This is a genomic window from Cupriavidus sp. H18C2 (assembly GCF_049393795.1).
In the GTDB taxonomy this organism is placed as follows: Bacteria; Pseudomonadota; Gammaproteobacteria; order Burkholderiales; family Burkholderiaceae; genus Cupriavidus; species Cupriavidus pauculus_C.
This window is the reverse complement of record NZ_CP186010.1, coordinates 454,859-479,613: the sequence shown is the minus strand read 5'-3', so window position 1 is coordinate 479,613 and position 24,755 is coordinate 454,859. Positions and strand designations below refer to the sequence as shown.

21 protein-coding genes are annotated in these 24,755 nt (G+C 69.6%); 16 read left to right on the top strand and 5 right to left on the bottom strand.

Annotation, left to right across the window (positions count from 1 at the left end):
* Positions 1–297 precede the first annotated feature (297 nt).
* Positions 298–747 (top strand): universal stress protein, encoded by a 450-nt coding sequence (locus tag EPAKOI_RS02245; protein WP_124682387.1) that lies wholly within the window; start codon positions 298–300, stop codon positions 745–747.
* A gap of 36 nt (positions 748–783) precedes the next feature.
* Here EPAKOI_RS02245 and EPAKOI_RS02240 read toward each other — a convergent pair whose 3' ends face one another.
* Positions 784–1,833 carry a serine/threonine protein kinase gene (locus EPAKOI_RS02240; protein WP_124682388.1) on the bottom strand — a complete coding sequence of 350 codons (1,050 nt, stop codon included), beginning with the start codon at positions 1,831–1,833 and terminating at the stop codon, positions 784–786.
* 24 nt (positions 1,834–1,857) lie between these two features.
* On the bottom strand, positions 1,858–3,486 hold the full coding sequence (locus tag EPAKOI_RS02235) for a DEAD/DEAH box helicase (protein WP_423192854.1): 1,629 nt from the start codon (positions 3,484–3,486) through the stop codon (positions 1,858–1,860).
* Positions 3,487–3,727: 241 nt separating this feature from the next.
* Here EPAKOI_RS02235 and EPAKOI_RS02230 point away from each other — a divergent pair, with 241 nt between their 5' ends.
* The 13 genes from EPAKOI_RS02230 (at position 3,728) to EPAKOI_RS02170 (ending at position 18,345) form a co-directional block, all read left to right on the top strand.
* Entirely contained in the window at positions 3,728–5,416 is a 1,689-nt protein-coding gene (locus EPAKOI_RS02230) for a ClcB-like voltage-gated chloride channel protein (protein WP_423192853.1), read from the top strand.
* Positions 5,417–5,598: 182 nt separating this feature from the next.
* Positions 5,599–6,000 carry a hypothetical protein gene (locus EPAKOI_RS02225; protein WP_423192852.1) on the top strand — a complete coding sequence of 134 codons (402 nt, stop codon included), beginning with the start codon at positions 5,599–5,601 and terminating at the stop codon, positions 5,998–6,000.
* 63 nt (positions 6,001–6,063) lie between these two features.
* The gene (gene miaB, locus EPAKOI_RS02220; RefSeq protein ID WP_124682392.1) at positions 6,064–7,416 is read left to right on the top strand and encodes a tRNA (N6-isopentenyl adenosine(37)-C2)-methylthiotransferase MiaB; all 1,353 of its coding nucleotides are present in this window, start codon (positions 6,064–6,066) and stop codon (positions 7,414–7,416) included.
* A 6-nt stretch (positions 7,417–7,422) separates the two neighbouring features.
* On the top strand, positions 7,423–8,418 hold the full coding sequence (locus EPAKOI_RS02215; RefSeq protein ID WP_423192851.1) for a PhoH family protein: 996 nt from the start codon (positions 7,423–7,425) through the stop codon (positions 8,416–8,418).
* 2 nt (positions 8,419–8,420) lie between these two features.
* The gene (gene ybeY / locus EPAKOI_RS02210) at positions 8,421–9,176 is read left to right on the top strand and encodes an rRNA maturation RNase YbeY (RefSeq protein ID WP_124682394.1); all 756 of its coding nucleotides are present in this window, start codon (positions 8,421–8,423) and stop codon (positions 9,174–9,176) included.
* 188 nt (positions 9,177–9,364) lie between these two features.
* On the top strand, positions 9,365–10,252 hold the full coding sequence (locus EPAKOI_RS02205) for an HlyC/CorC family transporter (protein ID WP_423192850.1): 888 nt from the start codon (positions 9,365–9,367) through the stop codon (positions 10,250–10,252).
* Entirely contained in the window at positions 10,249–11,886 is a 1,638-nt protein-coding gene (gene lnt / locus EPAKOI_RS02200) for an apolipoprotein N-acyltransferase (RefSeq protein ID WP_423192849.1), read from the top strand. Before EPAKOI_RS02205 ends, lnt begins: the two co-directional genes overlap by 4 nt.
* Before the next feature lie 447 nt (positions 11,887–12,333).
* A complete protein-coding gene (gene glyQ / locus EPAKOI_RS02195) occupies positions 12,334–13,287 on the top strand; it encodes a glycine--tRNA ligase subunit alpha (protein ID WP_124682397.1) in 954 nt (317 codons plus the stop codon).
* Entirely contained in the window at positions 13,284–13,901 is a 618-nt protein-coding gene (locus tag EPAKOI_RS02190; protein WP_423192848.1) for a hypothetical protein, read from the top strand. The genes glyQ and EPAKOI_RS02190 overlap by 4 nt, the downstream gene beginning before the upstream one ends.
* Before the next feature lie 30 nt (positions 13,902–13,931).
* The gene (gene glyS, locus EPAKOI_RS02185) at positions 13,932–16,055 is read left to right on the top strand and encodes a glycine--tRNA ligase subunit beta (protein WP_423192847.1); all 2,124 of its coding nucleotides are present in this window, start codon (positions 13,932–13,934) and stop codon (positions 16,053–16,055) included.
* A 30-nt stretch (positions 16,056–16,085) separates the two neighbouring features.
* Positions 16,086–16,676, top strand: coding sequence for a D-glycero-beta-D-manno-heptose 1,7-bisphosphate 7-phosphatase (gene gmhB, locus EPAKOI_RS02180; RefSeq protein WP_124682400.1), 591 nt, complete (start codon positions 16,086–16,088; stop codon positions 16,674–16,676).
* A gap of 29 nt (positions 16,677–16,705) precedes the next feature.
* The gene (locus EPAKOI_RS02175) at positions 16,706–17,467 is read left to right on the top strand and encodes a lysophospholipid acyltransferase family protein (protein WP_423192846.1); all 762 of its coding nucleotides are present in this window, start codon (positions 16,706–16,708) and stop codon (positions 17,465–17,467) included.
* Positions 17,464–18,345 carry a SprT family zinc-dependent metalloprotease gene (locus EPAKOI_RS02170; protein ID WP_313837730.1) on the top strand — a complete coding sequence of 294 codons (882 nt, stop codon included), beginning with the start codon at positions 17,464–17,466 and terminating at the stop codon, positions 18,343–18,345. Before EPAKOI_RS02175 ends, EPAKOI_RS02170 begins: the two co-directional genes overlap by 4 nt.
* 54 nt (positions 18,346–18,399) lie before the next feature.
* Here the strand turns inward: EPAKOI_RS02170 and EPAKOI_RS02165 are convergent, their stop codons facing one another.
* Positions 18,400–21,132: an autotransporter outer membrane beta-barrel domain-containing protein gene (locus tag EPAKOI_RS02165; protein ID WP_423192845.1), complete on the bottom strand. Its 2,733-nt coding sequence runs from the start codon at positions 21,130–21,132 to the stop codon at positions 18,400–18,402.
* Between the two features lie 285 nt (positions 21,133–21,417).
* On the opposite strand from EPAKOI_RS02165, the gene gloA reads away from it, so the two are divergent.
* Positions 21,418–21,825: a lactoylglutathione lyase gene (gene gloA, locus EPAKOI_RS02160; RefSeq protein WP_124682404.1), complete on the top strand. Its 408-nt coding sequence runs from the start codon at positions 21,418–21,420 to the stop codon at positions 21,823–21,825.
* A 20-nt stretch (positions 21,826–21,845) separates the two neighbouring features.
* On the top strand, positions 21,846–22,751 hold the full coding sequence (locus EPAKOI_RS02155; protein ID WP_423192844.1) for a DMT family transporter: 906 nt from the start codon (positions 21,846–21,848) through the stop codon (positions 22,749–22,751).
* Positions 22,752–22,817: 66 nt separating this feature from the next.
* Here the strand turns inward: EPAKOI_RS02155 and trpS are convergent, their stop codons facing one another.
* Both trpS and rsmA read right to left on the bottom strand, forming a co-directional pair.
* Positions 22,818–23,846, bottom strand: a complete 1,029-nt coding sequence (gene trpS / locus EPAKOI_RS02150; protein ID WP_124682406.1) for a tryptophan--tRNA ligase — start codon at positions 23,844–23,846, stop codon at positions 22,818–22,820.
* 63 nt (positions 23,847–23,909) lie between these two features.
* Positions 23,910–24,752: a 16S rRNA (adenine(1518)-N(6)/adenine(1519)-N(6))-dimethyltransferase RsmA gene (gene rsmA / locus EPAKOI_RS02145; RefSeq protein ID WP_423192843.1), complete on the bottom strand. Its 843-nt coding sequence runs from the start codon at positions 24,750–24,752 to the stop codon at positions 23,910–23,912.
* Positions 24,753–24,755: the final 3 nt, after the last annotated feature.

Below are 24,755 nucleotides of genomic sequence, written 5' to 3'. Positions count from 1 at the left end.
CAAGTTGCTGCCTGTCTTTCAACGCCCGATCGGCGCGTCCGGCTGACCGGCCGACGCCCGTGGCTGCCTTGTATTGAATATCAAACCGTGCGAACGAGGGGCCTTTCGGGTCATTCCGAAATGCAGCGTTACCTTTATTACGGGCGGATGCCTTCAGACTAACAAGCGAATGACAATCGTGAAATCCTTAAAAATTTGGACACGATTTGATCTACGTTACGGTATGCGCACCTTTTGCGTGCCAAGATGATCTTCGTGCGCCACCCGCGCCCGTTGTCTTTCCAAGGAGATTGCGCCATGCCCTCGACGTCCAATATCGTGCTTGCCACCGACGGTTCTGCCTTCAGCGATGCCGCGGCACGCTTTCTCGCGGACGGCAAGCTGCTGCAGACCGGATTCACCGTGCACGTGGTGCACGTATCGCCCGACGTGACCGGGCAGGTGCGCGCGTTCGTGAGCAAGGAAACGATCGACGCCTGGCACAACGAAGCCAGCGAAAAGGCGATGGCGTCGGTCTGCGCGATCCTGCAGGCCGCCAACGTGCCGTTCGAGCGCCACGCGCTGCACGGCTATCCGCCCGAGAAGATCCTCGGTTACGCCAAGTCGGTGAATGCGGGCGCCATCGTCATGGGCACCCACGGCCGGGGCACGTTCTTCGATGCGGTGCTGGGGTCGGTGGCCGGCCGGGTCTTGGCGCAGGCCAATTGCCCGGTAGTGATGGTGAAGGCGGAGACGCCGGCCGCCTGACGCGGCCATTGCCAGAGGGCCCCGGGCCAGCCGGGGTCAGGCCGACCAGAGCGGCGGTTCGTCCATCAGCGCGATCTGCTCGCGCAGTTCGAGAATGCGGTCCTGCCAGTAGCGGGCGGTGCCGAACCACGGAAACGCCGCCGGAAACGCCGGATCGCGCCAGCGGCTGGCCAGCCAGGCGCTGTAGTGCAGCAGCCGCAGCGTGCGCAGCGCTTCCACCAGCCACAGTTCGCGCGTGTCGAACTCGGCGAAATCCTCGTAACCCGCCACGATGTCGGCCAGCTGGTCGCACATCGCGGCGCGGTCCCCTTCCAGCAACATCCAGATGTCCTGCACGGCCGGGCCCATGCGGCTGTCGTCGAAGTCGACGAAATGCGGCCCCGGCGTGCCCCGGCCGCGCGCGTCGGCCTCGTCGATCCACAGCACGTTGCCGCGATGGCAATCGCCATGCAGGCGCAGCCGCCGCACGTCGCCGGCCCGCTCGTAGCAGCGGCGCACGGCATCCAGCGCCAGGTCCACGGCGGCGCGCCACGGCGCCAGCAGTTCGGCCGGAATGCAATCGTGCTCGATCAGGTAGTTGCGCGACGCCACGCCGAAGGTGTCGATGTCCAGCGCCGGGCGCGCCTGGTACGACGTGGCGGCGCCGCAGGCGTGGATGCGGCCGATGAAACGGCCAAGCCAGGTGCGCGCGGCCGCCTGGTCCAGCGGCGGCTCGCGGCCGCCACAGCGCGGGAACACCGCGAAGCGGAACCCCGCGTGCGACAGCAGCGTGCTGGCCGGCTGCCCGGCCACGCTGGCGGCCAGCGCCGGCACCGCCGGGATTTCGGCGTCAGCCAGTTGCTGGACGAACGCGTGTTCCTCCAGGATCGCCGCGTCGCTCCAGCGGCCGGGCCGGTAGAACTTGACGACGACCGGCGAGGCGTCCTCGATGCCGACTTGCCAGACCCGGTTCTCGTAGCTGTTCAGCGCCAGCAGCCGGCCATCGGGATAGAACCCCGCCGACTCCAGCGCGTCCAGGATGCACTCGGGCGTCAGCCCGGCGTACGGCACGTCATCGGCGGGGGACCGGGGGGCCGGTGCGGTCATCGGCAATTCGCCTTGTCGTGCGACTCAGGGCGCCGGCTTGCGGCTGCCGCCGAGCAGCGCCGCCTGCGGCGCGGGACGGCGATTGCGGGCCTGCGGTGCGCCAGCGGCGTCCTGCGCGGGGCGCGCCTGTTGCGGACGTTGCTGCTGGCCGCGCGGTTCCTGCGGACGCTGGCCGGCCGGCTTGCCGGCACCGTTGCCACCGTTGCCACCGGCATTGCGCGCGCCACCACGGGCGCCGCCTTTGCCGTTGCCGTTGCCATTACCACCATTGCCACCATTCGCACCATTGCCGCCGCCGTTCGCGCCCTGGCGCGCCGGTTGGGCAGCCTGCGGCTGGCGTTGTCCGTCGCGGCCCTGCGGCGCACGCGGCGCGCGGCGCTCACCGGCGCCAGCGTTGCCACCGGCATTGCCGCGCGGCTGGGCGCCCCGGCCCTGGCTCTGGCCCTGGCCGGCGCCGCCCCGTTGCTGGCGGCCCTTCTGGATCGGCTCGGCCGCGATCGACGGGTCCACTTCAAACCCGGGCAGCACCACCTGCTCGATCTGGCGCTTGATCAGGCGCTCGATGTCGCGCAGCAGCGCGTGCTCGTCGACGCAGACCAGCGAGATCGCCTCGCCCTCGGCGCCCGCGCGGCCCGTGCGGCCGATGCGGTGCACGTAGTCCTCGGGCACGTTCGGCAGGTCGAAATTCACCACGTGCGGCAGTTGGTCGATGTCGATGCCGCGCGCGGCGATGTCGGTGGCCACCAGCAGCCGCAGCGTGCCGGCCTTGAACTCGCTCAGCGCGCGCGTGCGGGCCGACTGGCTCTTGTTGCCGTGGATCGCCAGCGCGGACAGGCCGTCCTTGGTGAGCTGTTCCGCCAGGCGGTTGGCGCCGTGCTTGGTGCGCGTGAAGACCAGCACCTGGTGCCAGTCGTGCTGGCGCACCAGGTGGGCCAGCAGTTCGCGCTTGCGTTCGCGGTCCACCGGGAACACGCGCTGCGCCACGGTCTCGGCCGTGGTGTTGCGGCGGGCCACCTCGATCGACGCCGGGTTGTTCAGCAGGCGGTCGGCCAGCGCGCGGATATCGTCCGAGAACGTGGCCGAGAACAGCAGGTTCTGACGCTTGGCCGGCAGCACGTTCAGGATCTTGCGGATGTCGTGGATGAAGCCCATGTCGAGCATGCGGTCGGCTTCATCGAGCACCAGCAGTTCCACGTGCGCGAGGTCGATCGTGCGCTGGGCCACGTGGTCCAGCAGGCGGCCGGGGGTGGCCACCACGATGTCCACGCCGCGCTTGAGCGCGTCGATCTGCGGATTGATGCCGACGCCGCCGAACATCACCATCGAGCGCAGCTTCAGGTATTTGCCATAGTTGCGCACGCTTTCCTCGACCTGGGCGGCCAGTTCGCGCGTGGGCGTCAGCACCAGCGCGCGCACCTGGGGGCGGGCGCCGCGCGGGGCCGGATTGCGGGCCGCGGAATCGGCCAGCAACTGCAGCATCGGCAGCGTGAAGCCGGCCGTCTTGCCGGTGCCGGTCTGTGCGCCGGCAAGGAGATCGCCACCTTTCAGGATTGCGGGAATGGCTTGCGCCTGGATCGGGGTCGGCGTGGTGTAGCCCTGTTCGGCCACGGCACGCACCAGCTTGTCGGACAAGCCGAGTTCGGAAAAAGACATGAAAAGACGCTTCGGCCGCCCTTCGCGCAGCAGGTGTGCGCCAATCGTGGAGCGGCTCGGGTAGATGACCGTGCCTGGGAACCAGGCCGGCGGGATGGGTCGATTGCCCCCGTTCCCGGGCTAGGAAAGGCCCGTAGTGTACCAGTCTGTGGAATCCGGCGCCCTGCCATCGGTGGCCGGGTGGCGCTGCGCTATCATGCGGCCACCCGGTGCCGGCGCGCCCCAGCCCCTCCCCATCGCCATGCGGTTCCGTTTCATCGAAGACCAGGAAGTCACCCTTTTTGCGGCCATTCCGGTCGGCCTGCTGGCGGGCATCGTGACCACGCTGTTCAAGGACGCGCTGGAAGCCAGCGGGCTGGTGATGTTCGGCAAGGACGCCGACATCGTGCTGGTCTTTGCCGGGCTGGCCGTGGCGTGGCGCGTGCTGATTCCCGCCGTGGGCGGCGCGCTGGCCGGCGCGCTGCTGGTGGCCGCGCAGCATTTCGCGCGCACCGAGACGCTGCCCAGCGAATACATGGAAGCCGTGGCGCGCGGCACCGGTCGGCTGCCGGTGCGGATCACGCTGCTGCGCGCGCTGTCGTCGTTCTGCTCGATCGTCTCGGGCAGCTCGGTCGGCAAGGAAGGCGCGATGATCCAGCTTGCCGCGCTGACCGGGTCGGTCTTTCCGTCCGGGCGCGCCGACCAGGCCACCGGCGACAGCAACATGCGCCGCATGCTGACGGCCTGCGGAGCCGCCGCCGGGCTGGCCACCGCCTATCACACCCCGCTTTCCGCCGCCGTGTTCGTCGCCGAAGTGGTGTTCGGCGCACTGGCGGTACAGCGCCTGATGCCGCTGCTGCTGGCATCGGTGGCCGGCACGATGGTCAGCCAGTGGCACGGCGGGCTGGAACCGCTCTACACGGGCCTGCATATCGGGCCAGACCTGCTCCAGCAGCCGCACCTGCTGCTGGCGGCGGCCGGCATCGGCCTGATCGCGGGTGTGTCCGGTGCCGTCTTCATGCGGGCCAATACGCTGGCCCGCAACGGCTTCCAACACGTGCCGGGCGGCCCCGCGGCGCGGCTGGCGCTGGGCGGGCTGCTGGTGGGGCTGCTGGCGGTGGTGGTACCCGAGGTGGTCGACAACGGTTATTACACGATCCAGACCATCCTGCGCAACGAGCCGCTGTCCGTGGCGGTCTGGGGCGTGCTGCTGGCCAAGCTCGTCGCCACCGTGGTCAGCATGGGCTCCGGCGCGGTGGGCGGGGTGTTCACGCCGTCGATGTTCGTCGGCGCGGCGCTGGGGCAGCTTGTGGCGCTGGCGGTGCCGGGCGGCACGGCCACGCCGGTGCTGCCGCTGGTCGGCATGACCGCGTTCCTGGCCGCCACCAGCCAGGCGCCGCTGATGTCGATACTGATGGTCTTCGAGATGACGCTGGCGCCCACCCTGCTGCTGCCGCTGATGATCGGCGCGGTGGCGGCCTACTACACGGCGTCGCGCTGCCAGACGCTGTCGCTCTACAGCGTGGTGGTGGAGCGCGCGCAGGCGTCGGCCGCCGTCGAGCGCGCCCGGGGGCTGCGGCTGGCCGGGCTCTGCGACCCCACGCATACCGTGATCGACCCGGCCGCCACCGTGGCCCAGGCGGCCGACAAGTTCGCCGAGACCGGCACGCGCTACCTTTATCTCGTCGATGCCACCGGCCGGCTGCTTGGCGCGATCTCGATCCACGCCGTCCAGCGCGCCCAGCGCGAGGCACCCGACGCCACGCTGCTGTCGCTGGGCGACCTCGCCTTCCCGTCGCTCACGCCGGACTCGCGGCTGCGCGATGCGCTGGCCATCTTCTCGGAGCACGGCATCAACCGCATCCCGCTGGTGCGCGACGCGGCCAGCCGCGAACTGATGGGTACCGTGTCGAAGCAGCGCGTGCTGCAGGAAGCGTCCTGCCTGTTCTGATTCCGGCGCGGCCGATGTACGGTACACGCCACATTGACGCGCTGCGCCGTTCCCCAGCGCGCGGCGCAAACGGGTAAAATCGCGGGCTACCCTGCCTGCGCGATGGGCTGCAAGCGTGATGGCGTCCGGCGCCGGCGGTATTCCAATAAAAGAGATCGCTGTTTTTCTTGTCGGGAGCTTTCATGTCCAAGCCATATTCGCGTGCGCCGCGCCTGGCGTGCATCGCCGCGCTGCTGCTGTCCGCCATCCCTGCCCTGGCGCAGGAAGTCCAGACCACGGCCCCGCCGGTGCCAGGCCAGATGCCCGGCGCGCCGGTGCGCGTGATCCCGGCGGATGCCCCGCTGGCGCGCATGGAACTGGCCCCGCCGTCGGCCACCGAGCCGATGCGTGCCAGGCTGGACGGCAAGACCGTCGGCGTGGCGCCCGGCCTGCGGATCTTCAGCACCGACACCGTGCTGCTGAACGCCGGCGCGGTGGCGGGCAGGAAGCTCAATGTGCGATACAAGCTCGACCTCTACGGCCAGCTTCTGACCGCGTGGATCCTGACCGACGCCGAGGTGAAGGCGTGGAAGGCCGCGCACTGACCCCTTTTCGAATCGACCTGTCGTGCCCCCGATGCCCCCAGGTATAACACTGAGACCGGCACCATGAAGAAGGTATTTGTCAAAACGTACGGCTGCCAGATGAACGAGTACGACTCGGACAAGATGGTGGACGTGCTGAACGCCACGCAGGGCATGGAGCCCACGGACAACGTCGAGGACGCCGACGTCATCCTGTTCAACACCTGCTCGATCCGCGAGAAGGCCCAGGAGAAGGTGTTCTCCGAACTGGGCCGCATGAAGGCCCTGAAGGCCGCCAAGCCCGGCCTGGTGATCGGCGTGGGCGGCTGCGTGGCCAGCCAGGAAGGCGCCGCTATCGTCTCGCGCGCGCCGTACGTCGATGTGGTGTTCGGCCCGCAGACGCTGCACCGACTGCCCGACCTGATCCACCGCCGCCAGTCCACCGGCCTGTCGCAGGTCGACATCTCGTTCCCCGAGATCGAGAAGTTCGACCACCTGCCGCCGGCCCGCGTGGACGGCCCCAGCGCGTTCGTGTCGATCATGGAAGGCTGCTCGAAGTACTGCAGCTACTGCGTGGTGCCCTACACGCGCGGCGAGGAAGTGTCGCGCCCGTTCGAGGACGTGCTGGCCGAGGTGGCCGGGCTGGCCGACCAGGGCGTGCGTGAGGTGACGCTGCTGGGCCAGAACGTGAACGCCTACCGCGGCACGATGGGCGGCACCAGCGAGATTGCGGACTTCGCGCTGCTGATCGAATACGTGGCCGAGATTCCCGGCATCGAGCGCATCCGCTACACGACCAGCCACCCGAAGGAATTCACCTCGCGGCTGGTGGATCTGTACGCGCGCTGCGACAAGCTCGTGAACCACCTGCACCTGCCCGTGCAGCATGCGTCGGACCGCGTGCTGATGGCGATGAAGCGCGGCTACAGCGTGCTCGAATACAAGAGCATCATCCGCCGCCTGCGCACGATCCGGCCCGACATGTCGATGTCGTCGGACTTCATCGTCGGCTTTCCCGGCGAGACCGATGCGGACTTCGACAAGCTGATGGCGATGGTCCACGAGATCGGCTACGACACGTCGTTCTCGTTCATCTTCAGCCCCCGGCCCGGCACGCCCGCCGCCAACCTGCACGACGACACGCCGCACGACGTCAAGCTGCGCCGCCTGCAGGTGCTGCAGGCTGCCATCGAGGAAAACGTCGTGCGCATCAGCCAGGGCATGGTCGGCACGGTGCAGCGCATCCTCGTGGAAGGCCCCGCGCGCAAGGACCCCACCGAGCTCCACGGCCGCACCGAGAACAACCGGGTGGTCAACTTCGCGCTGCCGGGCGTGCCCCAGGCCCAGCGCGACCGCCTGGTCGGCCAGATGGTCGACGTGAACATCACGCAGGCGTTCCCGCACTCGCTGCGCGGCGACATCGTCGTGCGCCAATAAGCAACCATGAAGATCCCTTCCGCGGAATTCGTCGCCCCCAAGGACGACAACACGCGCCTGCAGAACCTGTGCGGGCCGCTCGATGAAAACCTGCGCCAGATCGAACAGGCGCTCGACGTGACGATCCAGCGCCGCGGCCATCGCATGACCGTGCGCGGCGAGCGCGCGCAGGACGCCGCGCTGGCGCTGGAGCGGTTCTACAACAATGCCCGGGTCGCGCTGTCGGTGGACGACGTGCAACTCGGCCTGGTGGAATCGCGCCAGGTGTCGGCCCATGGCGCCTACCTGCCCGGCAACGGCGACACGGGCCCGGAGAGCCCCGAGGACGATTCCCCGGTGCTGCACACGCGGCGCACGGGGCTGCAGGGCCGCACGGCCACGCAGCGCGAATACCTGCGCGCGATCCTGTCGCACGACCTGACGCTCGGCATCGGCCCGGCCGGCACCGGCAAGACCTACCTGGCCGTGGCCTGCGCCGTGGACGCGCTGGAGCGCGACGTGGTCAAGCGGATCGTGCTGACCCGCCCGGCCGTGGAGGCCGGCGAGCGGCTGGGCTTCCTGCCCGGCGATCTGGCGCAGAAGGTGGACCCGTACCTGCGCCCGCTCTACGACGCGCTCTACGACCTGCTCGGCTTTGACCGCACGCAGAAGATGTTCGAGCGCCAGATGATCGAGATCGCCCCGCTGGCCTACATGCGCGGCCGCACGCTGAACCACGCGTTCATCATCCTGGACGAGGCCCAGAACACCACGCCGGAGCAGATGAAGATGTTCCTTACGCGGATCGGCTTCGGCTCCAAGGCCGTGATCACCGGCGACACGACGCAGATCGACCTGCCGCGCGGCCAGAAGAGCGGCCTGGTGGAGTCGCAGCACGTGCTGCGCGACGTGCGCGGCGTGGCCTTTACCCGATTCACCAGCGTCGACGTGGTGCGCCATCCGCTGGTGGCGCGCATCGTCGAGGCCTACGACGAATATCACGCCCAGCACAAGGACGCCTGAACTTGACCAAGAAGTCTCCCGCTACCCGCCCCTCCGACGCCACGCGCGTCGTCCTGTTCGACGCCGACGGCCGCGCCCGCAAGGCATCTGCCCACGCGCTGCGCCTGCAGCTTGCCGATGGCCGCAGCCTGACGCTGGACCTGTCGCAGGCCCACGACGGCGTGGTCGCGCTGCTGGCCGAGCACACCGACCCGCGCCAGCAGGCCGGCCTGCTGGTCCGGCCCGACAACGCCGACGCGCTGTCGGTGGCCGTCACCGCCACGCCGCTGGTCACCACCACCGGCACGCCCGCCACGCCGCCCGAGGTGGAATTGGACATCCAGTTCGGCGACGGCACGCGCCAGCGCGCCGGCGTGCCCGGCCGCAAGCCGATCGAAAAGTGGGTGAAATCGGCGCTCTACGCCGACGCCGCGCTGACCGTCCGCTTCGTCGACGAGGAAGAAGGCCGCGCGCTGAACCGCACCTATCGCGGCAAGGACTACGCCACCAACGTGCTGACCTTCGCCTACGCGGAAACCGACGACGATCCGGTCACCGGCGACATCGTGCTGTGCTGCCCCGTCGTCGAGGCCGAGGCCCGCCAGCAGAAGAAGCCGCTGCAGGCCCACTACGCCCACCTGATCGTCCACGGCGTGCTCCACGCCCAGGGCTACGAGCACGAGGACGACGCCGAAGCCGAGGAAATGGAAGCCATCGAGACCGAGACGCTGCAGGCGCTGGGTTTCGACAACCCGTACGAACCGGTCCGGGAAATCTGAGGCAGGGCGGCGGGCTGGGGCCGAGGCGTCAGCCCTTGACCGCCTGGCGCAGTTTCCTGAGAGCCGTCAGGTCCGCCGGTCGCACGGGCAGGCAGAGCGCCGCCCCCGCCACCCGTCATCCCCCGTCACGGGGCTGCAAGCCTTTTAGTGTATGCTTCAGACGATCTCCACCACGCGCTCGCCGCGACATGAACGACCCCTATCCCAGTTCGAAGGCTGCCCACTTCAAGCAGCCGGATCGGCCCCGATCCCTTCTCGAACGCCTTTCGGATTTCATCTCTCCCGAGCCGGACACCCGCGCCGAACTTCTCGAAGTGCTGCAGGACGCGCATGAGCGCAACCTGATCGATGCCGATTCGCTCTCGATGATCGAGGGCGTGTTCCAGGTGTCGGAGCTGACCGCGCGCGACATCATGGTGCCCCGGGCCCAGATGGACGCGGTCAACATCGCCGATGCGCCAGAAACGTTCATCCCGTTCATGCAGCAGACCGCGCACTCGCGGTTTCCGGTGTACGAGGGCAACCGCGACAACATCATCGGCATCCTGCTGGCCAAGGACCTGCTGCGCTACTACACCGACGCGGAGTTCGACCTGCGCGAGACGCTGCGGCCGGCCGTATTCATCCCCGAGTCGAAGCGGCTGAACATCCTGCTGCGTGAATTCCGGATCAATCGCAACCATATTGCGATCGTCGTGGACGAGTACGGCGGCGTGGCCGGGCTGGTGACGATCGAGGACGTGCTGGAGCAGATCGTTGGCGACATCGAGGACGAGTTCGACCTCGACGAGGACCAGGACATGATCCTGCCCACCAGCGACGGCGCCTGGCGCGTGCGCGGGCTGACCGAGATCGAGCATTTCAACGAGGCATTCGGCACGGCGTTCTCGAACGAGGACGTCGATACCGTGGGCGGCCTGCTGACCAACCACGTGGGCCACGTGCCGCATCGTGGCGAAATCATCACATTGCCGCCGATCCGGTTCGAGGTGCTGCGGGCCGACGCGCGGCAGGTACACCTGCTGCAGGTGCGCCGCGAGGCCCCGGCAGAGACCGACGGCGTGACCGACGCATGAAGCGCGCCGGCGCGCCCGACGCCGTGGGTACCCATCGCGCCGATCCGACGATCGGCAATCCTGCTTCCCCTTCTTCCATGCCTGCCGGCGCCCGGCCCGCCGTGGCCCGCGGCGCGCTGTCGCGCCTGCTGCTGGCCGCCGTGCTGGGCGTGGCGCATACCCAGGCGTTCGCCCCGCATGACTGGTGGTGGCTGCAGATCCTGTCGCTGGCCGGGCTGGTGGCGCTGGTTGCCGATGCACCGCGCCCCCGCGCGGCGGCGGCGACGGCCTACGCGTTCGGCATGGGCTGGTTCCTGTCCGGCATCTGGTGGCTCTACATCAGCATGCACGTCTACGGCGAGATGCCGGCATGGATGGCCGCGCTGGCCGTGGTGCTGTTCGCCGGCTATCTGTCGATCTGGCCCGCGCTGGCGGCCGGCACCTGGCACTGGCTGACCCGGCGCGGCCGCGATGGCGTGCTGGCGGCGCTGGCGTTTGGCGCGGCGTGGGCGCTGTCGGAATGGCTGCGCGGCGTCGTGTTCACGGGCTTCCCGTGGCTCGGCAGCGGCTATCCCCACACCGATGGCCCGCTGGCGGGCTTCGCACCGGTGATCGGCGTCTATGGCATCGCATTCCTGGCCGCTTCGGCGGCGGCCCTGCTGGTGGCGGCCGTCCGGGCAGCGCTGCGGCGGTCGGCACCCGGCGCGACGCGCACGGTGGCGTGGGCGGCCGGGCTGGTCGTCGTGACGCTCGGCGGCGGCCTGGCGCTGTCGCGCGTGGCTTATACGACACCCATCGGCCAGCCGATCAGTGTCCGGCTGCTGCAGGGCAATGTGGCGCAGGACATCAAGTTCGAGCCGGTCGGCATCCAGCGCTCGCTGGAGCTGTACCGCGACATGATCACCGCCGCGCCGGCCGACCTCGTGGTCACGCCGGAAACCGCGTTCCCGGTGATCCTGCAGGACCTGCCGCTGGACATCGCCAAGGCGGTCCGCACCTATATGGAGCAGACCGGCACGACCGTGGTGTTTGGCGCGGCCGGCGCCGATTCGCCGGTGGATTTCACCAACAGCGTGTTCGCCATCGGCCCCGAGCAGCACGAGCTGTACCGCTACAACAAGCACCATCTGGTGCCGTTCGGCGAGTTCATCCCGTTCGGATTCCGCTGGTTCGTGGACATGATGAAGATGCCGCTCGGCGACTTCCGGCGCGGCACGCTGGACCAGCCCGCCGTGCCGGTGCGCGGCATCCACGTGGCGCCCAACATCTGCTACGAGGATCTGTTCGGCGAGGAAATCGCCACCACGCTGCGGCAACAGGCCACGCCGGCCAACCTGCTGGCGAACGTGACCAACCTGGCCTGGTTCGGCGACACGATCGCGCTGGACCAGCACCTGCAGATCTCGCGCATGCGCGCGCTGGAAATGCGCAGGCCGATGCTGCGGGCGACCAATACGGGCATGACGGCCGTGGTGCGGCCGGACGGCACGGTCCAGGCGAGGTTGCCGACGTTCGAAGCGGGCACGCTTGCGGCCGACGTGCAGGGCATGCAGGGCCTGACGCCGTATATCCGCTGGGGCAACGTGCCGGCACTGGCCGGCAGCGTGCTGGTGCTGCTGCTGGCGCTGCGGGCGCAGCGCCGGCGCGGGGCCTAGCCGACCAGCGAGGTAGCCATCGACACGGCGGCGGCGGCCGCCATCACGGCGATGGCGACGAGGTAAGGTTTGCGAGAAAGCAGCGACATGACCAATCCCCTTGAAGTTGTTGTTTCGAGCCCGTCCCGCCTGGCCCGCTGAAGCGTTGCGGGGCACCCGGTCCGGCCTGGCAGTCATCTGGTTTGTATTGCGGTGACTGCGTGCGACCACTGTATACAAAAACGGTATCGGCAACTATCAGACGGTTCTGAATCCCCTGTCAGGATTTACCCGACCCGTTGCGCCCGCCCGACATGGCCATCCCATGCACGATCCGTGCCGTCCGGCCTGCTTTTCCTGCCCCGGCCCGGCGGAACGGGGGCAAAAACCCGATAGAATCCAAGGTTTGGCAAACCCCGCGCGAGACGGTTCGCGCACTTGCCCGCCGGCTTTCCTTTTCGTATTCCTATGCTGACCTTCCAACAAATGATTCTCACCCTGCAGGCCTACTGGGACCGGCAGGGTTGCGCGTTGCTGCAACCGATCGATCTGGAGGTCGGCGCCGGCACGTCGCACGTGCACACGTTCCTGCGCGCGATCGGCCCGGAGCCGTGGCGCGCCGCCTACGTGCAGCCGTCGCGCCGCCCCAAGGACGGCCGTTATGGCGAGAATCCGAACCGGCTGCAGCACTACTACCAGTACCAGGTGGTGCTCAAGCCCGCGCCCGAGAACATCCTGGAGCTCTACCTGGGCTCGCTGGAGGCGCTGGGCCTGGACCTGAAGCAGAACGACATCCGCTTTGTCGAGGACGACTGGGAAAACCCCACGCTCGGCGCCTGGGGCCTGGGCTGGGAAGTCTGGCTCAACGGCATGGAAGTGACCCAGTTCACCTACTTCCAGCAGGTGGGCGGCATCGACTGCAAGCCGATCACGGGCGAGATCACCTACGGCATCGAGCGCCTGGCGATGTACCTGCAGAAGGTGGAAAACGTCTACGACCTGGTCTGGACCGAGTGGGAAGAGAACGGCGTCACGCGCCGCCTGACCTACGGCGACGTCTACCACCAGAACGAGGTGGAACAGTCCACCTACAACTTCGAGCACAGCAACACCGACATCCTGTTCCGCCACTTCGCCGAGCACGAGAGCGAGGCCCGGCGGCTGATGGGCGATACCGGCGAGAAGAACGACGACGGCACGCCGAAGACCACCGACACCCGCCTGGCGCTGCCGGCCTACGAGCAGGTGCTCAAGGCCGCCCACACGTTCAACCTGCTGGACGCGCGCGGCGCGATCTCGGTGACCGAGCGGGCCGCCTACATCGGCCGCATCCGCAACCTGTCGCGCGCCGTGGCGCAGGCGTATTTCGATTCGCGCCAGGCGCTGGGCTTCCCGATGTGCAACAACGGGGCCCGCGCATGACGGCCCGCGTGCGCGGCGCCCTGGTGCTGGCCGCGTTCGCCCTGCCGGTGGCGCTGTCGCCCACCGGCGCCGTGGCCGCCGCCCGCGCCGTCCCCGCGCCCTCCCCGCAGGCCCTGTACCTGCCGGCGGAGCTGGCCAATATCTGCGAGGCCGACGCCCAGGCGCTGCAGCAGGCCATCACGCGGCACTGGCGGCCGTCGCTGACGTCGATCGACCAGTGGACGCAGCTCGTGCGCTCGTTCTCGTGCGACCTCTCGGGCTCGCGCGACCTCGGCTGGCACCGCGTGCCGCTGCGCGCCTACGAGAGCGCCATCCGCTACCCGCTGCAGTGGGTGGAATGGGAAGAGCGTGCCGGCCGCTCGCGCCGCACCGTGCGCACCTACTACTCGGCCACCCAGCTCCCGGCGAAGATCGACTTCTGGGTGGGCGGGCGCATCGACGAGATCCGCTACGACCGCCGCTCGCACCGCATCGACGCGCGCTTTCCGGCGGCCGGCGCGCGCGGCGCGTCCGGCGTGGCCGCGCAATGCGCCTACACCACGCTGCAATTCCGCCAGCAGAACGGCCTGTGGCTGCTGTCTGGCGTGGAACCCAATCTCGCGCCGCGCTGCTGACGCGCGCGCCCATACCTGTTGGATAGATTCATGTCGCAACCCATGACCGATTCGCTGCTGATCGAACTGTTCACCGAAGAACTGCCGCCGAAGGCGCTGGCCCGCCTGGGCGACGCCTTCGCCCAGGGCCTGTTCGACGGCCTCGGCGCGCGGGACCTGCTCGAAGCCGGCGCCGCCGTGACGCCGTTTGCCACGCCCCGCCGCCTGGCCGCGCTGGTGACCGGCGTGCGCCGCACCGCGCCGGACCGCGAGCAGCGCGAAAAGGTGCTGCCGCTGACCGTGGCGCTGGACGCCAATGGCGCCCCCACCGCCCCGCTGGGCAAGAAACTGGCTGCGCTGGCCAAGTCCGTCGGCGTGGCCGAGATCGACTGGCAGACGCTGGAGCGCGCATCCGACGGCAAGGCCGAGGCGTTCTTCTATCGCTACACCGCCAAGGGCGCGGTGCTGGCCGACGGCCTGCAGGCCGCGCTGGACGACACGCTGGGCAAGCTGCCGATCCCGAAGGTGATGAGCTACCAGCGCCCGGACGGCGAGACCGTGCATTTCGTGCGCCCGGCGCACAGCCTGATCGCGCTGTACGGTGCCGAAGTGGTGCCGGTGTCGGTGCTGGGCCTGCCGGCCGGCAACGTGACGCAGGGCCACCGCTTCCTGTCGCAGGGCACGATCGAGATTCCGCACGCCGCCGAGTACGCCGGCCTGCTGGAATCGCGCGGCCGCGTGGTGGCCGGCTATGCCGACCGCCGCGAGCGCATCCGCACCGCGCTGCTCACGGAAGCGGGCGCCGACCAGGTGGTGATGCCCGATGCGCTGCTCGACGAGGTCAACTCGCTGGTCGAATGGCCCGTGGTCTACCCGTGCCACTTCGAGCAGGCGTTCCTGGCCGTGCCGCAGGAGTGCCTGATCCTGACGATGCAGACCAACCAGAAGTACTTTGCGCTGACCGACGCCGCCGGGCACCTGCGCAACCGCTTCCTGATCGTGTCGAACCTGGCCACCGACACGCCGGAGTCGATCATCTCGGGCAACGAGCGCGTGGTGCGCCCGCGCCTGGCCGACGCCAAGTTCTTCTTCGACCAGGACCGCAAGAAGTCGCTGGCGTCGCGCGTGCCGCAGCTGGCCAACGTGGTCTACCACAACAAGATCGGCAGCCAGCTCGACCGCGTGCAGCGGCTGCAGCAGATTGCCGGCCACGTGGCCGACGCCATGAACGCCGCCGGGGCCAGCGTCGACAAGGCCGCCGCCATGCGCGGCGCCGAGCTGGCGAAGGCCGACCTGCTGACCGACATGGTTGGCGAGTTTCCCGAGCTGCAGGGCACGATGGGCACCTACTACGCCCGCCACGACGACGAGGCCGAGGACGTGGCGCTGGCGTGCTCCGAACACTACCGACCGCGCTTTGCCGGCGACGCGCTGCCCGCGGGCAACGTCAGCACGGCCGTGGCGCTGGCCGACAAGCTCGAAACGCTGGTGGGCATCTGGGGCATCGGCCTGCAGCCGACCGGCGAGAAAGACCCCTTCGCGCTGCGCCGCCACGCGCTGGGCATCCTGCGCATGCTGATCGAAAAGCCGCTGGCGGTGCCGCTGGACACGCTGCTGGCGCTGACCGAGCAGGCGTTCGGGGGCATCGCCGCCGTCAAGCCGGCGCGCGACGCGATTGCCGACTTCCTCTATGACCGCGTGCGCGGCTACCTGAAGGACAAGGGCTACACCACGAACGAGGTGGAAGCCGTGGTCAGCCTGCGCCCGCAGGCGCTGCACGACGTGCTGGCCCGCATGGAGGCCGTGCGCACGTTTGCCGCGCTGCCCGAGGCCGAGGCGCTGGCCGCCGCCAACAAGCGCATCACGAACATCCTGAAGAAGACCGACGAGGCGATCGGCTCCGTCGACACGGCGCTGTTCCAGGAGCCCGCCGAGGGCGCGCTGCACGCCGCCATCGAGCGCGTGCGCCCGGGCGTGGAAGCCGCATTCGCAGGCGGCGATTTCACGGCCGCGCTGCGCGACCTGGCGCAACTGCGCGACGCCGTCGACCGCTTCTTCAACGACGTGATGGTGATGGCCGACGACGCGAAGCTGCGCGCCAACCGCCTGGCGCTGCTGGCCACGCTGCACGGCCTGGCCAATCGCGTGGCGGACATTTCCAAGCTGGCGGCGTAAGCCGCGGCCGGCACGCATCGGAGAGCAGCCATGCCACAGTCCCTGCCCAAGTTCGTGATCCTGGACCGCGACGGCGTGGTCAACCTGGACAGCGACCAGTTCATCAAGACGCCCGACGAATGGGTGCCGATCGCCGGCAGCCTGGAAGCCATCGCCATGCTGAACCAGGCCGGCTACCGCGTGGTGATCGCCAGCAACCAGTCCGGCATCGGGCGGGGGCTGTTCGAGATGAGCGCGCTGAACGCGATGCACGAGAAGATGTACAAGGCGCTGGCCAACCTTGGCGGCCGGGTGGAGGCGGTGTTCTTCTGCCCGCACACGGCGGCCGACAACTGCGACTGCCGCAAGCCGAAGTCCGGCCTGTACGAGCAGATTGGCGAGCGCTTTGGCATCGAACTGCGCCACGTGCCGACCGTCGGCGATTCGCTGCGCGACCTGGAAGCCGGCGTGGCCGTGGGCTGCGTGCCGCACCTGGTGCGCACCGGCAAGGGCCTGCGCACGCTGGAAAAGGGCGGCCTGCCGGCCGGCACCCGCGTGCACGACGACCTGGCGGCGTTTGCCCGCTGGCTGATCGCCGAAGGCACCCACAAGACCGTGGCGCACGCATCGCCCGCCCCCTGACATCACGACCCATCGTCGCCCCCCCCCCGATGACCTTTATCCGCTCCCTGCTGTTCGCGCTGTACCTGATCGTCCTGACGCCGCCCTACGCGTGCGCCTGCTTCATCGTCTTCCCGTTCATGAACGCGGAAAACCGCTTCCGCTTCGTGCGCGGCTGGCCGCGCCTGGTGATCGGCGCCGCGCGGCTGATCTGTGGCATCGACTACCGCATCGAGGGCATGGACAAGATGCTGGCGATGCTGGACAAGCCCGTGGTGCTGCTGTCCAAGCACCAGTCGGCCTGGGAAACGGTGGCCTACGTGGCGCTGATGCCCAAGCCGCTGTGCTTCGTGTTCAAGCGCGAGCTGCTGTTCGTGCCGTTCTTCGGCTGGGCGCTGGGCATGCTCAAGATGGTCCACATCAACCGCAAGGACGGCTCGCGCGCGTTTGCGTCGGCCGCCCGGCAGGGCCGCGAGCGGCTCAACGAGGGCGCCTGGATCATCATGTTCCCGGAGGGCACCCGCACGCCGTCCGGCATGGAGCATCCGCGCTACAAGAGCGGCGGCGCCCGGCTGGCCGTGGAAACCGGCGCGTGGGTGTTCCCGATGGCGGTCAATTCGGGCCGCCACTGGCCGCGCAACGCATTCCTGAAGCATCCGGGCACCGTGACGATTTCGATCGGCGACGCGATCCCGTCGGCCAACAAGACGGCCGACCAGTTGAACCAGGAGGTGCAGGCCTGGATCGAGACCGAGATGCGCCGCATCGACCCGGAAAGCTACCGCCGCGCAGGGAGCCAGGCCACCGCATGAAGCTGCTGCGACCCACCGCTGACCCCGGCGCCCAGCTGGAACTGCCGCTGGCCGATGCCACGCCGCCAGCGGCCGCCGTGCCCCCGGTACCGGTGGATGGCCTGGCGCCCGCGCCCGACGCGGCCCCGCCGGCCGAGCCGTGGCCGCCCGCGCTGCCCAACGGCCGCCGGCTCCAGGTGGGGGAACGCACGCTGCACTATTCGCTCAAGCGCTCGTCGCGGCGGACCATCGGCTTCACCGTAGATGACCGCGGCCTGTCGATCACGGCGCCGCGCTGGGTGACGCAGGCCGACGTCGAGGCCGCCATCTTCGAGAAACAGCGCTGGATCTTCACCAAGCTAGGCGAATGGCGCCATCGCGAGACGCGGCGCGTGCTGCCGACCGTGCAGTGGCGCGACGGCGCCGAGCTGCCGTTCCTGGGCCAGCCGCTGACGCTGCGGCTGGAATCGCCGGCCGGCGTGCTGATGTTCGACGCGGACACCCGCGTGCTGCACCTGGCCCTGCCCGCCCACGCCGACGAGCAGCAGGTCAAGGACCGCGTGCAGGGCTGGCTGCAGAACCAGGCGCGCCGGCTGCTGGCGCAGCGGCTGGACATCTACGCCGACAAGCTCGGCGTGCGCCATACCGGCTTTGCGCTGACGTCCGCCGCCACGCGGTGGGGTAGCTGCACCGCCGACGGCAAGATCCGGCTGAACTGGCGGCTCATGCATTTTCCGCTGTCGATGATCGACTACGTGGCCGCGCACGAGCTGGCCCACCTCAAGGAGATGAACCACGGCCCGCGTTTCTGGGAAACCGTGGCATCGATCTTCCCCGAGTTCCGCGACGCCCGCGCCCAACTGCGCGCGCATCCGCCCGAACTGCTGCCGACGTTCTGAGGCGGGGCGCCCTGCCCCGCCCACCCCTTCCAGCCCTTCCACCCCTCCCGCCCCTCACCACGCATACCGCGCGCCCAGCCGCAGCGCGTACTGCCGGTAGCCCTGGCTGCCCCATTGCCCGCCCACGTTGCCCCAGCTGGTCCAGCCGCGCCCCATCCGGGCGGCCAGGCCGAGCTTGACCTCGTAGCGGTCGCGCGGGAACAGCTGCCCGAGCACCGTGTCGCTGAACCCGATCGACGTACTCGCGCGGTCGTGCCACCAGTTCAGCGTGGCATATGGCTGCAGCCGGCCGCCATCGTCGCGCTCCAGCGTGCGGAAGACCCGCATGCCAAGCCGCGTCACCACGCCCTTGGTATCGCCGCCCGTCACCTGCGTGCCGCCCGGTTCGTTCACGCTGACGCCGCGATGGCGCACCCACACCGCCTGGGCCTGGGGCTCCACGCGCCATGGCGTGGCGCCCAGCGGCAGCGCCCAGCCCGCTTCGACCGACGCATTCCACGCCTGGCTGCGGTAGTCCACCTTCGGCAGCTGCTCGCCCCGGACGTTGCTGTCGAACCACGCGTACTGGAACCACGTGTCGACGTACGGGCCCAGGTCCGTCGTCGCCTGGCCGAACCACGTGGCATAGAGGCCCACGCCGTAGCCGTTCACCTCGCCCTTGGCCCGCGCGCTGTTGCCGGCGGCAAGGCCGTCGGTCTGCACGTGTCCGTAGCCCAGCATGGCGCCCAGGTGCAGGCGGTCCGCCGCGCCGAACAACGACCCGCGCGCGATGTCGCCGCCGCCCTGCAGCACGACGGTATCGGCCCGCGCGCTGTAGTCGTGGCCCCGGCTGCCGCTCTCGCCGGTCTTCCCGGCCAGCCTGAGCCAGGCGGCCGGCGCGCCCGAGAACTGCAACTGCCCCATGCGGTCGTGCAGGCTGTGCTGGAACAGCGTGGCGGCGGCGTGTTCGTTGGCGATGTAGGCCGGCACTTCGGGCCGGTAGAGCGGCCGTGGCGGATCGGGCGGCGCGGGGGGCGACGGCGGGATCGGCGGGACGGGCGGATCGGGTGGCGTGGGCGGGTCCGGCATCTGCTGCGAGCGCAGGTACCAGTTGCCGTCGTCGGGCTGCCGCACGCCGCCACGATAGAGCCGGTACTCGTAGGGTCCGGCCACCGCGCGCCCGGCTAGCGCGAACGTGCCGGCCGGCGCGCTGCCGCCGCCGGTCACTTCCACGACGCGGATGCCTTCGCTGGTCAGCGCCCCGGCGCCGCCGGCGTTGACCACGCGCAGCGCCGTGGCGCCGCTGGCCGTGCCGCCATTTACCACCAGCCGGTTCGCGGGCGAGCCGTCGCCACCCAGCGCGGCCGACAGCACCAGCGTGCCGCCGCTGCCGACGTAGTCGCGCACGGTCAGCGTCGGGAAGATGCCGTCGACCGGCGGGGTGAACGCCACGGTGCTGTCCACGTTGTCCAGCCGGGTCAGCCGCGAGTGGCCGGTCACCCACCAGGTGGAGCGGTCGCGCAGCGTGACATTCGACGTGGTGGGCAGCACCCCCTCGATGCCATCGATCAGGATGGCCGTGCCACGTAGCGTGGACCGGCTGGCCGTCACGTCGGCGCGCGTCTCGAACTGCCGGTCGCCCTCCACATCGAGCCAGATCTGCGCGCCCGAGACCGTGGCGTCCGTCAGCGTGATCACGCCATTGCCACCACTGACCGTGAGGGCCGGGCCCAGCAGCGTGCTCAGCCGCGTGTTGGACAGCGTGACGGTCTGCGTGGTGGGCGCGTTGATGCCCAGCGCCACCACGCCGACGCCATAGAGCCCAGTGGCTTCGATCGCGCCGTTGGACAGCGTGAACGTGCTGCCGTCGCGCACGCGGATGCCGTAGGCGTAGAGGCCGCTCACGGTGACCGTGGTGCCGTCGGCGTCGACGCGGCTGCCCGGGCCGAGCACCGAGATGCCGTCGGCCACCGCCGCGGTCGCCGCCACGCTGCCGCCCACCAGCCGCGCGCTGGCGCCGTCCAGCACTTCCACCGCGCTGGCAATCCGGCCCAGCGACTGCACGGTGGTGTTTTCCGTGGTCACGCTGGCCCCGACGCCCGAGGCAAACAGCCCGTACGAGCGATCGTTCTCGGACAACACGTCGACGTTGCGCAAATGGACGTTGCCGGGCGACAGCACCGCCACGCCCGGCGCTTCGCGGCCCGTGGTGCGGATGCTCGCCCGGCCCGCCTGTCCATCGACCAGGACCGAGCCGAGCGTGCCGGTCTGGACCACGCCCGGCGCGGCCAGCCCCGTGGTGGTGATGGCGCTGGCGCCGAGCAGTTCGACGCGCCCGGATGAGACGGCGATGCCGGCCGCGTCCGGGCCCTGCGTCGCCAGCACCGAATCGCGCAACTGCACAAGGCCGCCGTCGGTGGCCAGCGCCGCGTGGGCACTGGCGCCGGTGGTGGTGATGGCGGCCTGGCCCGAGACCACGGCGCCCGTGCCCGACGCATGCACGCCGCGCGCATCGGCGCCCGACAAGCTCAGCGTGCTGCCGGGCGCGTCGAGGCGGATGGCGCCGCCCGCGCTGGCATACGCGCCCGTCGCGCCGTCGCCGCCGGCGCGCAGCGTCACCGGGGCCGTGGTCGTGATGCTGCCGTTGTTGACCGCCTGGAATACCAGCGCGTTGGCCGTGGCGCCGGTGTCGAATGTTCCGCCGGCGACGGTGCCGTCGCAGCCATCCGCGACATACGACGTGGCGCCGGACGCCGGGGGCGGACACGCCGCCGCGTGCGCTTCGCCGGCGGCGCAGACTGCGAGCATGCAGATTCGCGCCTTGAAGGCGCTGCGTCGGAAACATCGCGTCATACAGTGTCTCTCCTGTCAGGGAAAGTCGCTGCCGCGATCTTCGGCGCTGCCGCGCCGTCAAGACGGCGTAGGCGACCCCGCACATGCGGTGCAGGTAGCTTCACTGTAGCAACTTGCCGGCCCCGGCCCCCGCCGCGGCGTCCTGAAATTTGTCGCAAGGGGAATTTAGCGTCCTCGGCGGATGTCGGCCGACGGGACTAAAATGGCGGATTCCGCAGCCATAACAACCCAAGGCCCCCTATGCGACTCCTTCACACCATGCTGCGCGTTGGCGACTACCAGCGCTCGATCGACTTCTACACGCGCGTGCTGGGCATGCAGCTGCTGCGCGAAAGCGACAACCCCGAGTACAAGTACCGCCTGGCCTTTGTCGGCTACGGCCCCGAGAGCGAGACCGCGGTGCTGGAGCTGACCTACAACTACGGCGTGGATCAGTACGACCTGGGCACGGCCTACGGCCATATTGCGCTGGAGACCCCGAACGCCGCCGAGGCGTGCGAGCGTATCCGCGCCGCCGGCGGCAAGGTCACGCGCGAGGCCGGCCCGGTCAAGGGCGGCACCACCGTGATCGCGTTCGTGGAAGACCCGGACGGCTACAAGATCGAGTTGATCGAGCGCAACTCCACGCGCGACGCGGCGCGCCCGTAAGCGGCGGACGCCACGCCGCGATGGGTACACAAACGATAACAAGGCGCCCGCTGGACAGCACGGCCATCGGCCTGATGGTGCTGCTGTGCGCCGCATGGGGACTCCAGCAGGTGGTGATCAAGGTCACCGCCCCCTTGATGGGCGCCGTGCTGCAGGCCGGCGTCCGCTCCGCCATCGCCGCGCTGCTGGTCTTTGCGTTCGCCGCCTGGCGCGGCACCCCGCTTTGGGAGCGCGACGGCACGCTGCGCGCGGGCATCGGCGCCGGGCTGCTGTTCGGCGCCGAGTTCTTCTGCATCTTCGTCGGGCTGGGACACACCACCGCGTCGCGCATGGCGGTGTTCCTGTACACCGCGCCGATCTTCACGGCGCTGGGCCTGCACCTGTTCGTCGCCGGCGAGCACCTGCAGCGCGCCCAGTGGGCCGGCGTGGTGCTGGCCTTCGTCGGCATGGTGCTGGCATTTGCCGATGGCATCGTCTCGCCGTCGGCGCAGGGCGGCACGCTGCTCGGCGACGCGCTGGGCGTGCTGGCCGGCGCGCTCTGGGCCGCCACGACGATCCTCGTGCGCGGCAGCAAGCTGTCCCACGCGCCGGCCAGCAAGACGCTGCTGTACCAGCTGGCGGTGTCGGCGGTACTGCTGCTGGCGATGGCGCTGGCGGCCGGGCAGGTCCACCGCGTGGAAGTCACCGGCTTCGTGGTGGCCAGCCTGTTCTACCAGTCTGTGCTGATCGCCTTTGCCAGCTACCTGATCTGGTTCTGGCTGCTGCGCCAGTACCTGGCGTCGCGGCTGTCGGTCTTCTCGTTCCTGACGCCGCTGTTCGGCGTGGCATTCGGCGTGCTGCTGATGCACGACCAGGTCGGCCTGCGCTTCGCCGTGGCGGCGGTGCTGGTGCTGGCGGGAATCGTGCTGGTGAACCGGCGGGGCTGACGCCCGCGGCTGGGAGGGGGTGGCCGGCCCCTCCGCCAGGCGGCGGAGGGACGGTAACGGACGGGTTTAGCGCGGGAACGAGAACATGCCCAGCGCGCCGCGCACTTCGTCCAGCGTCTGCTGGGTCAGTTCGCGGCTGACCTCGGTACCCTTGCGCAGGATGTCGAACACGTAGCCCGGGTCCTTCGCCAGCGCCTCGCGGCGCTCGCGGATCGGGCGCAGCATTTCCTGCAGGATGCCTTCCACCCGGCGCTTGAGCACCATGTCGCCCAGGCCGCCGCGCTGGTAGTGGTCCTTGAGCGCCTGCACTTCCTCGACGTTGGGATCGAACGCATCCAGGTACGTGAACACGACGTTGCCCTCCACCTGGCCGGGGTCCGACACCTTCAGGTGGTTCGGGTCGGTGTACATCTTGTGCACGGCCTCGCGGATCTGGTCCGGCGACGCCCCCAGCGGGATGGCGTTGCCCTGCGACTTGCTCATCTTCGCCTTGCCGTCGACGCCCGGCAGGCGGCCGTGCTTGGGAATCAGCGCGGCGGCCTCGGGCAGCACGTCGCGGCCCACCTGGTGGTTGATGCGGCGCACGATCTCGTTGGTCTGCTCGATCAGCGGCGCCTGGTCCTCGCCCACCGGCACCAGCACGGCCTTGAAGCCGGTGATGTCGGCGGCCTGCGACGCCGGGTAGCACAGGAAGCCGGCCGGGATGTCACGGCCAAAGCCGCGCGCCTGGATCTCTTCCTTGATCGTCGGGTTGCGCTCCAGGCGCGACACCGTGACGAAGTTCAGGTACATCAGCGTCAGCTCGGCCAGCGCCGGCAGGTGCGACTGCACCGTGATCGTGGTCTTGGCCGGGTCGATGCCGACGGCCAGGTAGTCCAGCGCCACTTCCAGCACGTTGCGGCGCACCTTGTCCGGATCGTGGGCGTTGTCGGTCATCGCCTGCGTGTCGGCCAGCAGCACGTACTGGCGATGCGTTTCCTGCAGGGCCACGCGGCTCTTCAGGGAGCCCACGTAGTGGCCCAGGTGCAGCGGGCCGGTCGGGCGGTCGCCGGTCAGGATGACGGGACGCGGGTCGGTCTTGGTCGGTTCGGTCATGAGCGTCGCGAAAGCTTCGGGAATGTTCGGGGGTTCTGGGAATGCTGTGGGCGGCGGCCGGCCTCAGGCCACGCCGCGGGCGGGCGGCGCCGCGCCCTTGCCGACGATGCGCGCCAGCTCGACGTACTCGGCCACCGGCACTTCCTCGGCGCGGCGGCCCAGGTCGAAGCCGAGCGCGTCGAAGTCGACCTGGTCGCGCAGGAACGACAGCGTGTTGCGCAGCACCTTGCGGCGCTGCGAGAACGCCGCCGTCACCACGTCGCCAAGCACTTCGGGGTCGCAGGCCGGGTACGGCGATTGCAGCGCGCCGTCCTCGCCGCGCGGCCACGGGATCATGCGCACCACGGCCGAATCGACCTTGGGCGGCGGGTTGAACGACGCGGGCGGCACGTCGAGCACGTGTTCCATGTGGTAGCGCACCTGCAGCATGATCGACAGCCGGCCAAACGCCTTGCTGCCGGGCTCGGCCACCATGCGCTCGACCACCTCCTTCTGCAGCATGAAGTGCTGGTCGCGCACCACATCGGCAAAATCCATCAGGTGGAACAGCAGCGGGCTGGAGATGTTGTACGGCAGGTTGCCGACGATGCGCAGCGCGCGGCCGGGCTGCTTGAGCTGCCCGAAATCGAATGCCAGCGCGTCGCCGGCATGGACGGTCAGGCGGTCGGTGTAGCGGTTGCGCAGGCGCTCGACGAGGTCGCGGTCGAGTTCCACCACCTGCATGGCGGGCAGGCGTTCGAGCAGCGGGTTGGTCAGCGCGCCCAGGCCCGGGCCGATCTCGACGACGACGTCGTCCGGCTGCGGGTCGATCGCGTTGACGATGCCGTAGATGATGCCGTCGTCGACCAGGAAGTTCTGCCCGAATCGTTTGCGGGCCACATGGCCCTGGTGCACGTTTGAACGCATAGG

What these genes read in the sequence shown, in the direction of transcription:
- EPAKOI_RS02245 (WP_124682387.1), top strand. Translation starts at nt 298, where the DNA reads ATGCCCTCGACGTCCAATATCGTGCTTGCCACCGACGGTTCTGCCTTC.
- EPAKOI_RS02240 (WP_124682388.1), bottom strand. Translation starts at nt 1,833, where the DNA reads ATGACCGCACCGGCCCCCCGGTCCCCCGCCGATGACGTGCCGTACGCC.
- EPAKOI_RS02235 (WP_423192854.1), bottom strand. Translation starts at nt 3,486, where the DNA reads ATGTCTTTTTCCGAACTCGGCTTGTCCGACAAGCTGGTGCGTGCCGTG.
- EPAKOI_RS02230 (WP_423192853.1), top strand. Translation starts at nt 3,728, where the DNA reads ATGCGGTTCCGTTTCATCGAAGACCAGGAAGTCACCCTTTTTGCGGCC.
- EPAKOI_RS02225 (WP_423192852.1), top strand. Translation starts at nt 5,599, where the DNA reads ATGTCCAAGCCATATTCGCGTGCGCCGCGCCTGGCGTGCATCGCCGCG.
- miaB (WP_124682392.1), top strand. Translation starts at nt 6,064, where the DNA reads ATGAAGAAGGTATTTGTCAAAACGTACGGCTGCCAGATGAACGAGTAC.
- EPAKOI_RS02215 (WP_423192851.1), top strand. Translation starts at nt 7,423, where the DNA reads ATGAAGATCCCTTCCGCGGAATTCGTCGCCCCCAAGGACGACAACACG.
- EPAKOI_RS02205 (WP_423192850.1), top strand. Translation starts at nt 9,365, where the DNA reads ATGAACGACCCCTATCCCAGTTCGAAGGCTGCCCACTTCAAGCAGCCG.
- lnt (WP_423192849.1), top strand. Translation starts at nt 10,249, where the DNA reads ATGAAGCGCGCCGGCGCGCCCGACGCCGTGGGTACCCATCGCGCCGAT.
- glyQ (WP_124682397.1), top strand. Translation starts at nt 12,334, where the DNA reads ATGCTGACCTTCCAACAAATGATTCTCACCCTGCAGGCCTACTGGGAC.
- EPAKOI_RS02190 (WP_423192848.1), top strand. Translation starts at nt 13,284, where the DNA reads ATGACGGCCCGCGTGCGCGGCGCCCTGGTGCTGGCCGCGTTCGCCCTG.
- glyS (WP_423192847.1), top strand. Translation starts at nt 13,932, where the DNA reads ATGTCGCAACCCATGACCGATTCGCTGCTGATCGAACTGTTCACCGAA.
- gmhB (WP_124682400.1), top strand. Translation starts at nt 16,086, where the DNA reads ATGCCACAGTCCCTGCCCAAGTTCGTGATCCTGGACCGCGACGGCGTG.
- EPAKOI_RS02175 (WP_423192846.1), top strand. Translation starts at nt 16,706, where the DNA reads ATGACCTTTATCCGCTCCCTGCTGTTCGCGCTGTACCTGATCGTCCTG.
- EPAKOI_RS02170 (WP_313837730.1), top strand. Translation starts at nt 17,464, where the DNA reads ATGAAGCTGCTGCGACCCACCGCTGACCCCGGCGCCCAGCTGGAACTG.
- EPAKOI_RS02165 (WP_423192845.1), bottom strand. Translation starts at nt 21,132, where the DNA reads ATGCTCGCAGTCTGCGCCGCCGGCGAAGCGCACGCGGCGGCGTGTCCG.
- gloA (WP_124682404.1), top strand. Translation starts at nt 21,418, where the DNA reads ATGCGACTCCTTCACACCATGCTGCGCGTTGGCGACTACCAGCGCTCG.
- EPAKOI_RS02155 (WP_423192844.1), top strand. Translation starts at nt 21,846, where the DNA reads ATGGGTACACAAACGATAACAAGGCGCCCGCTGGACAGCACGGCCATC.
- trpS (WP_124682406.1), bottom strand. Translation starts at nt 23,846, where the DNA reads ATGACCGAACCGACCAAGACCGACCCGCGTCCCGTCATCCTGACCGGC.
- rsmA (WP_423192843.1), bottom strand. Translation starts at nt 24,752, where the DNA reads ATGCGTTCAAACGTGCACCAGGGCCATGTGGCCCGCAAACGATTCGGG.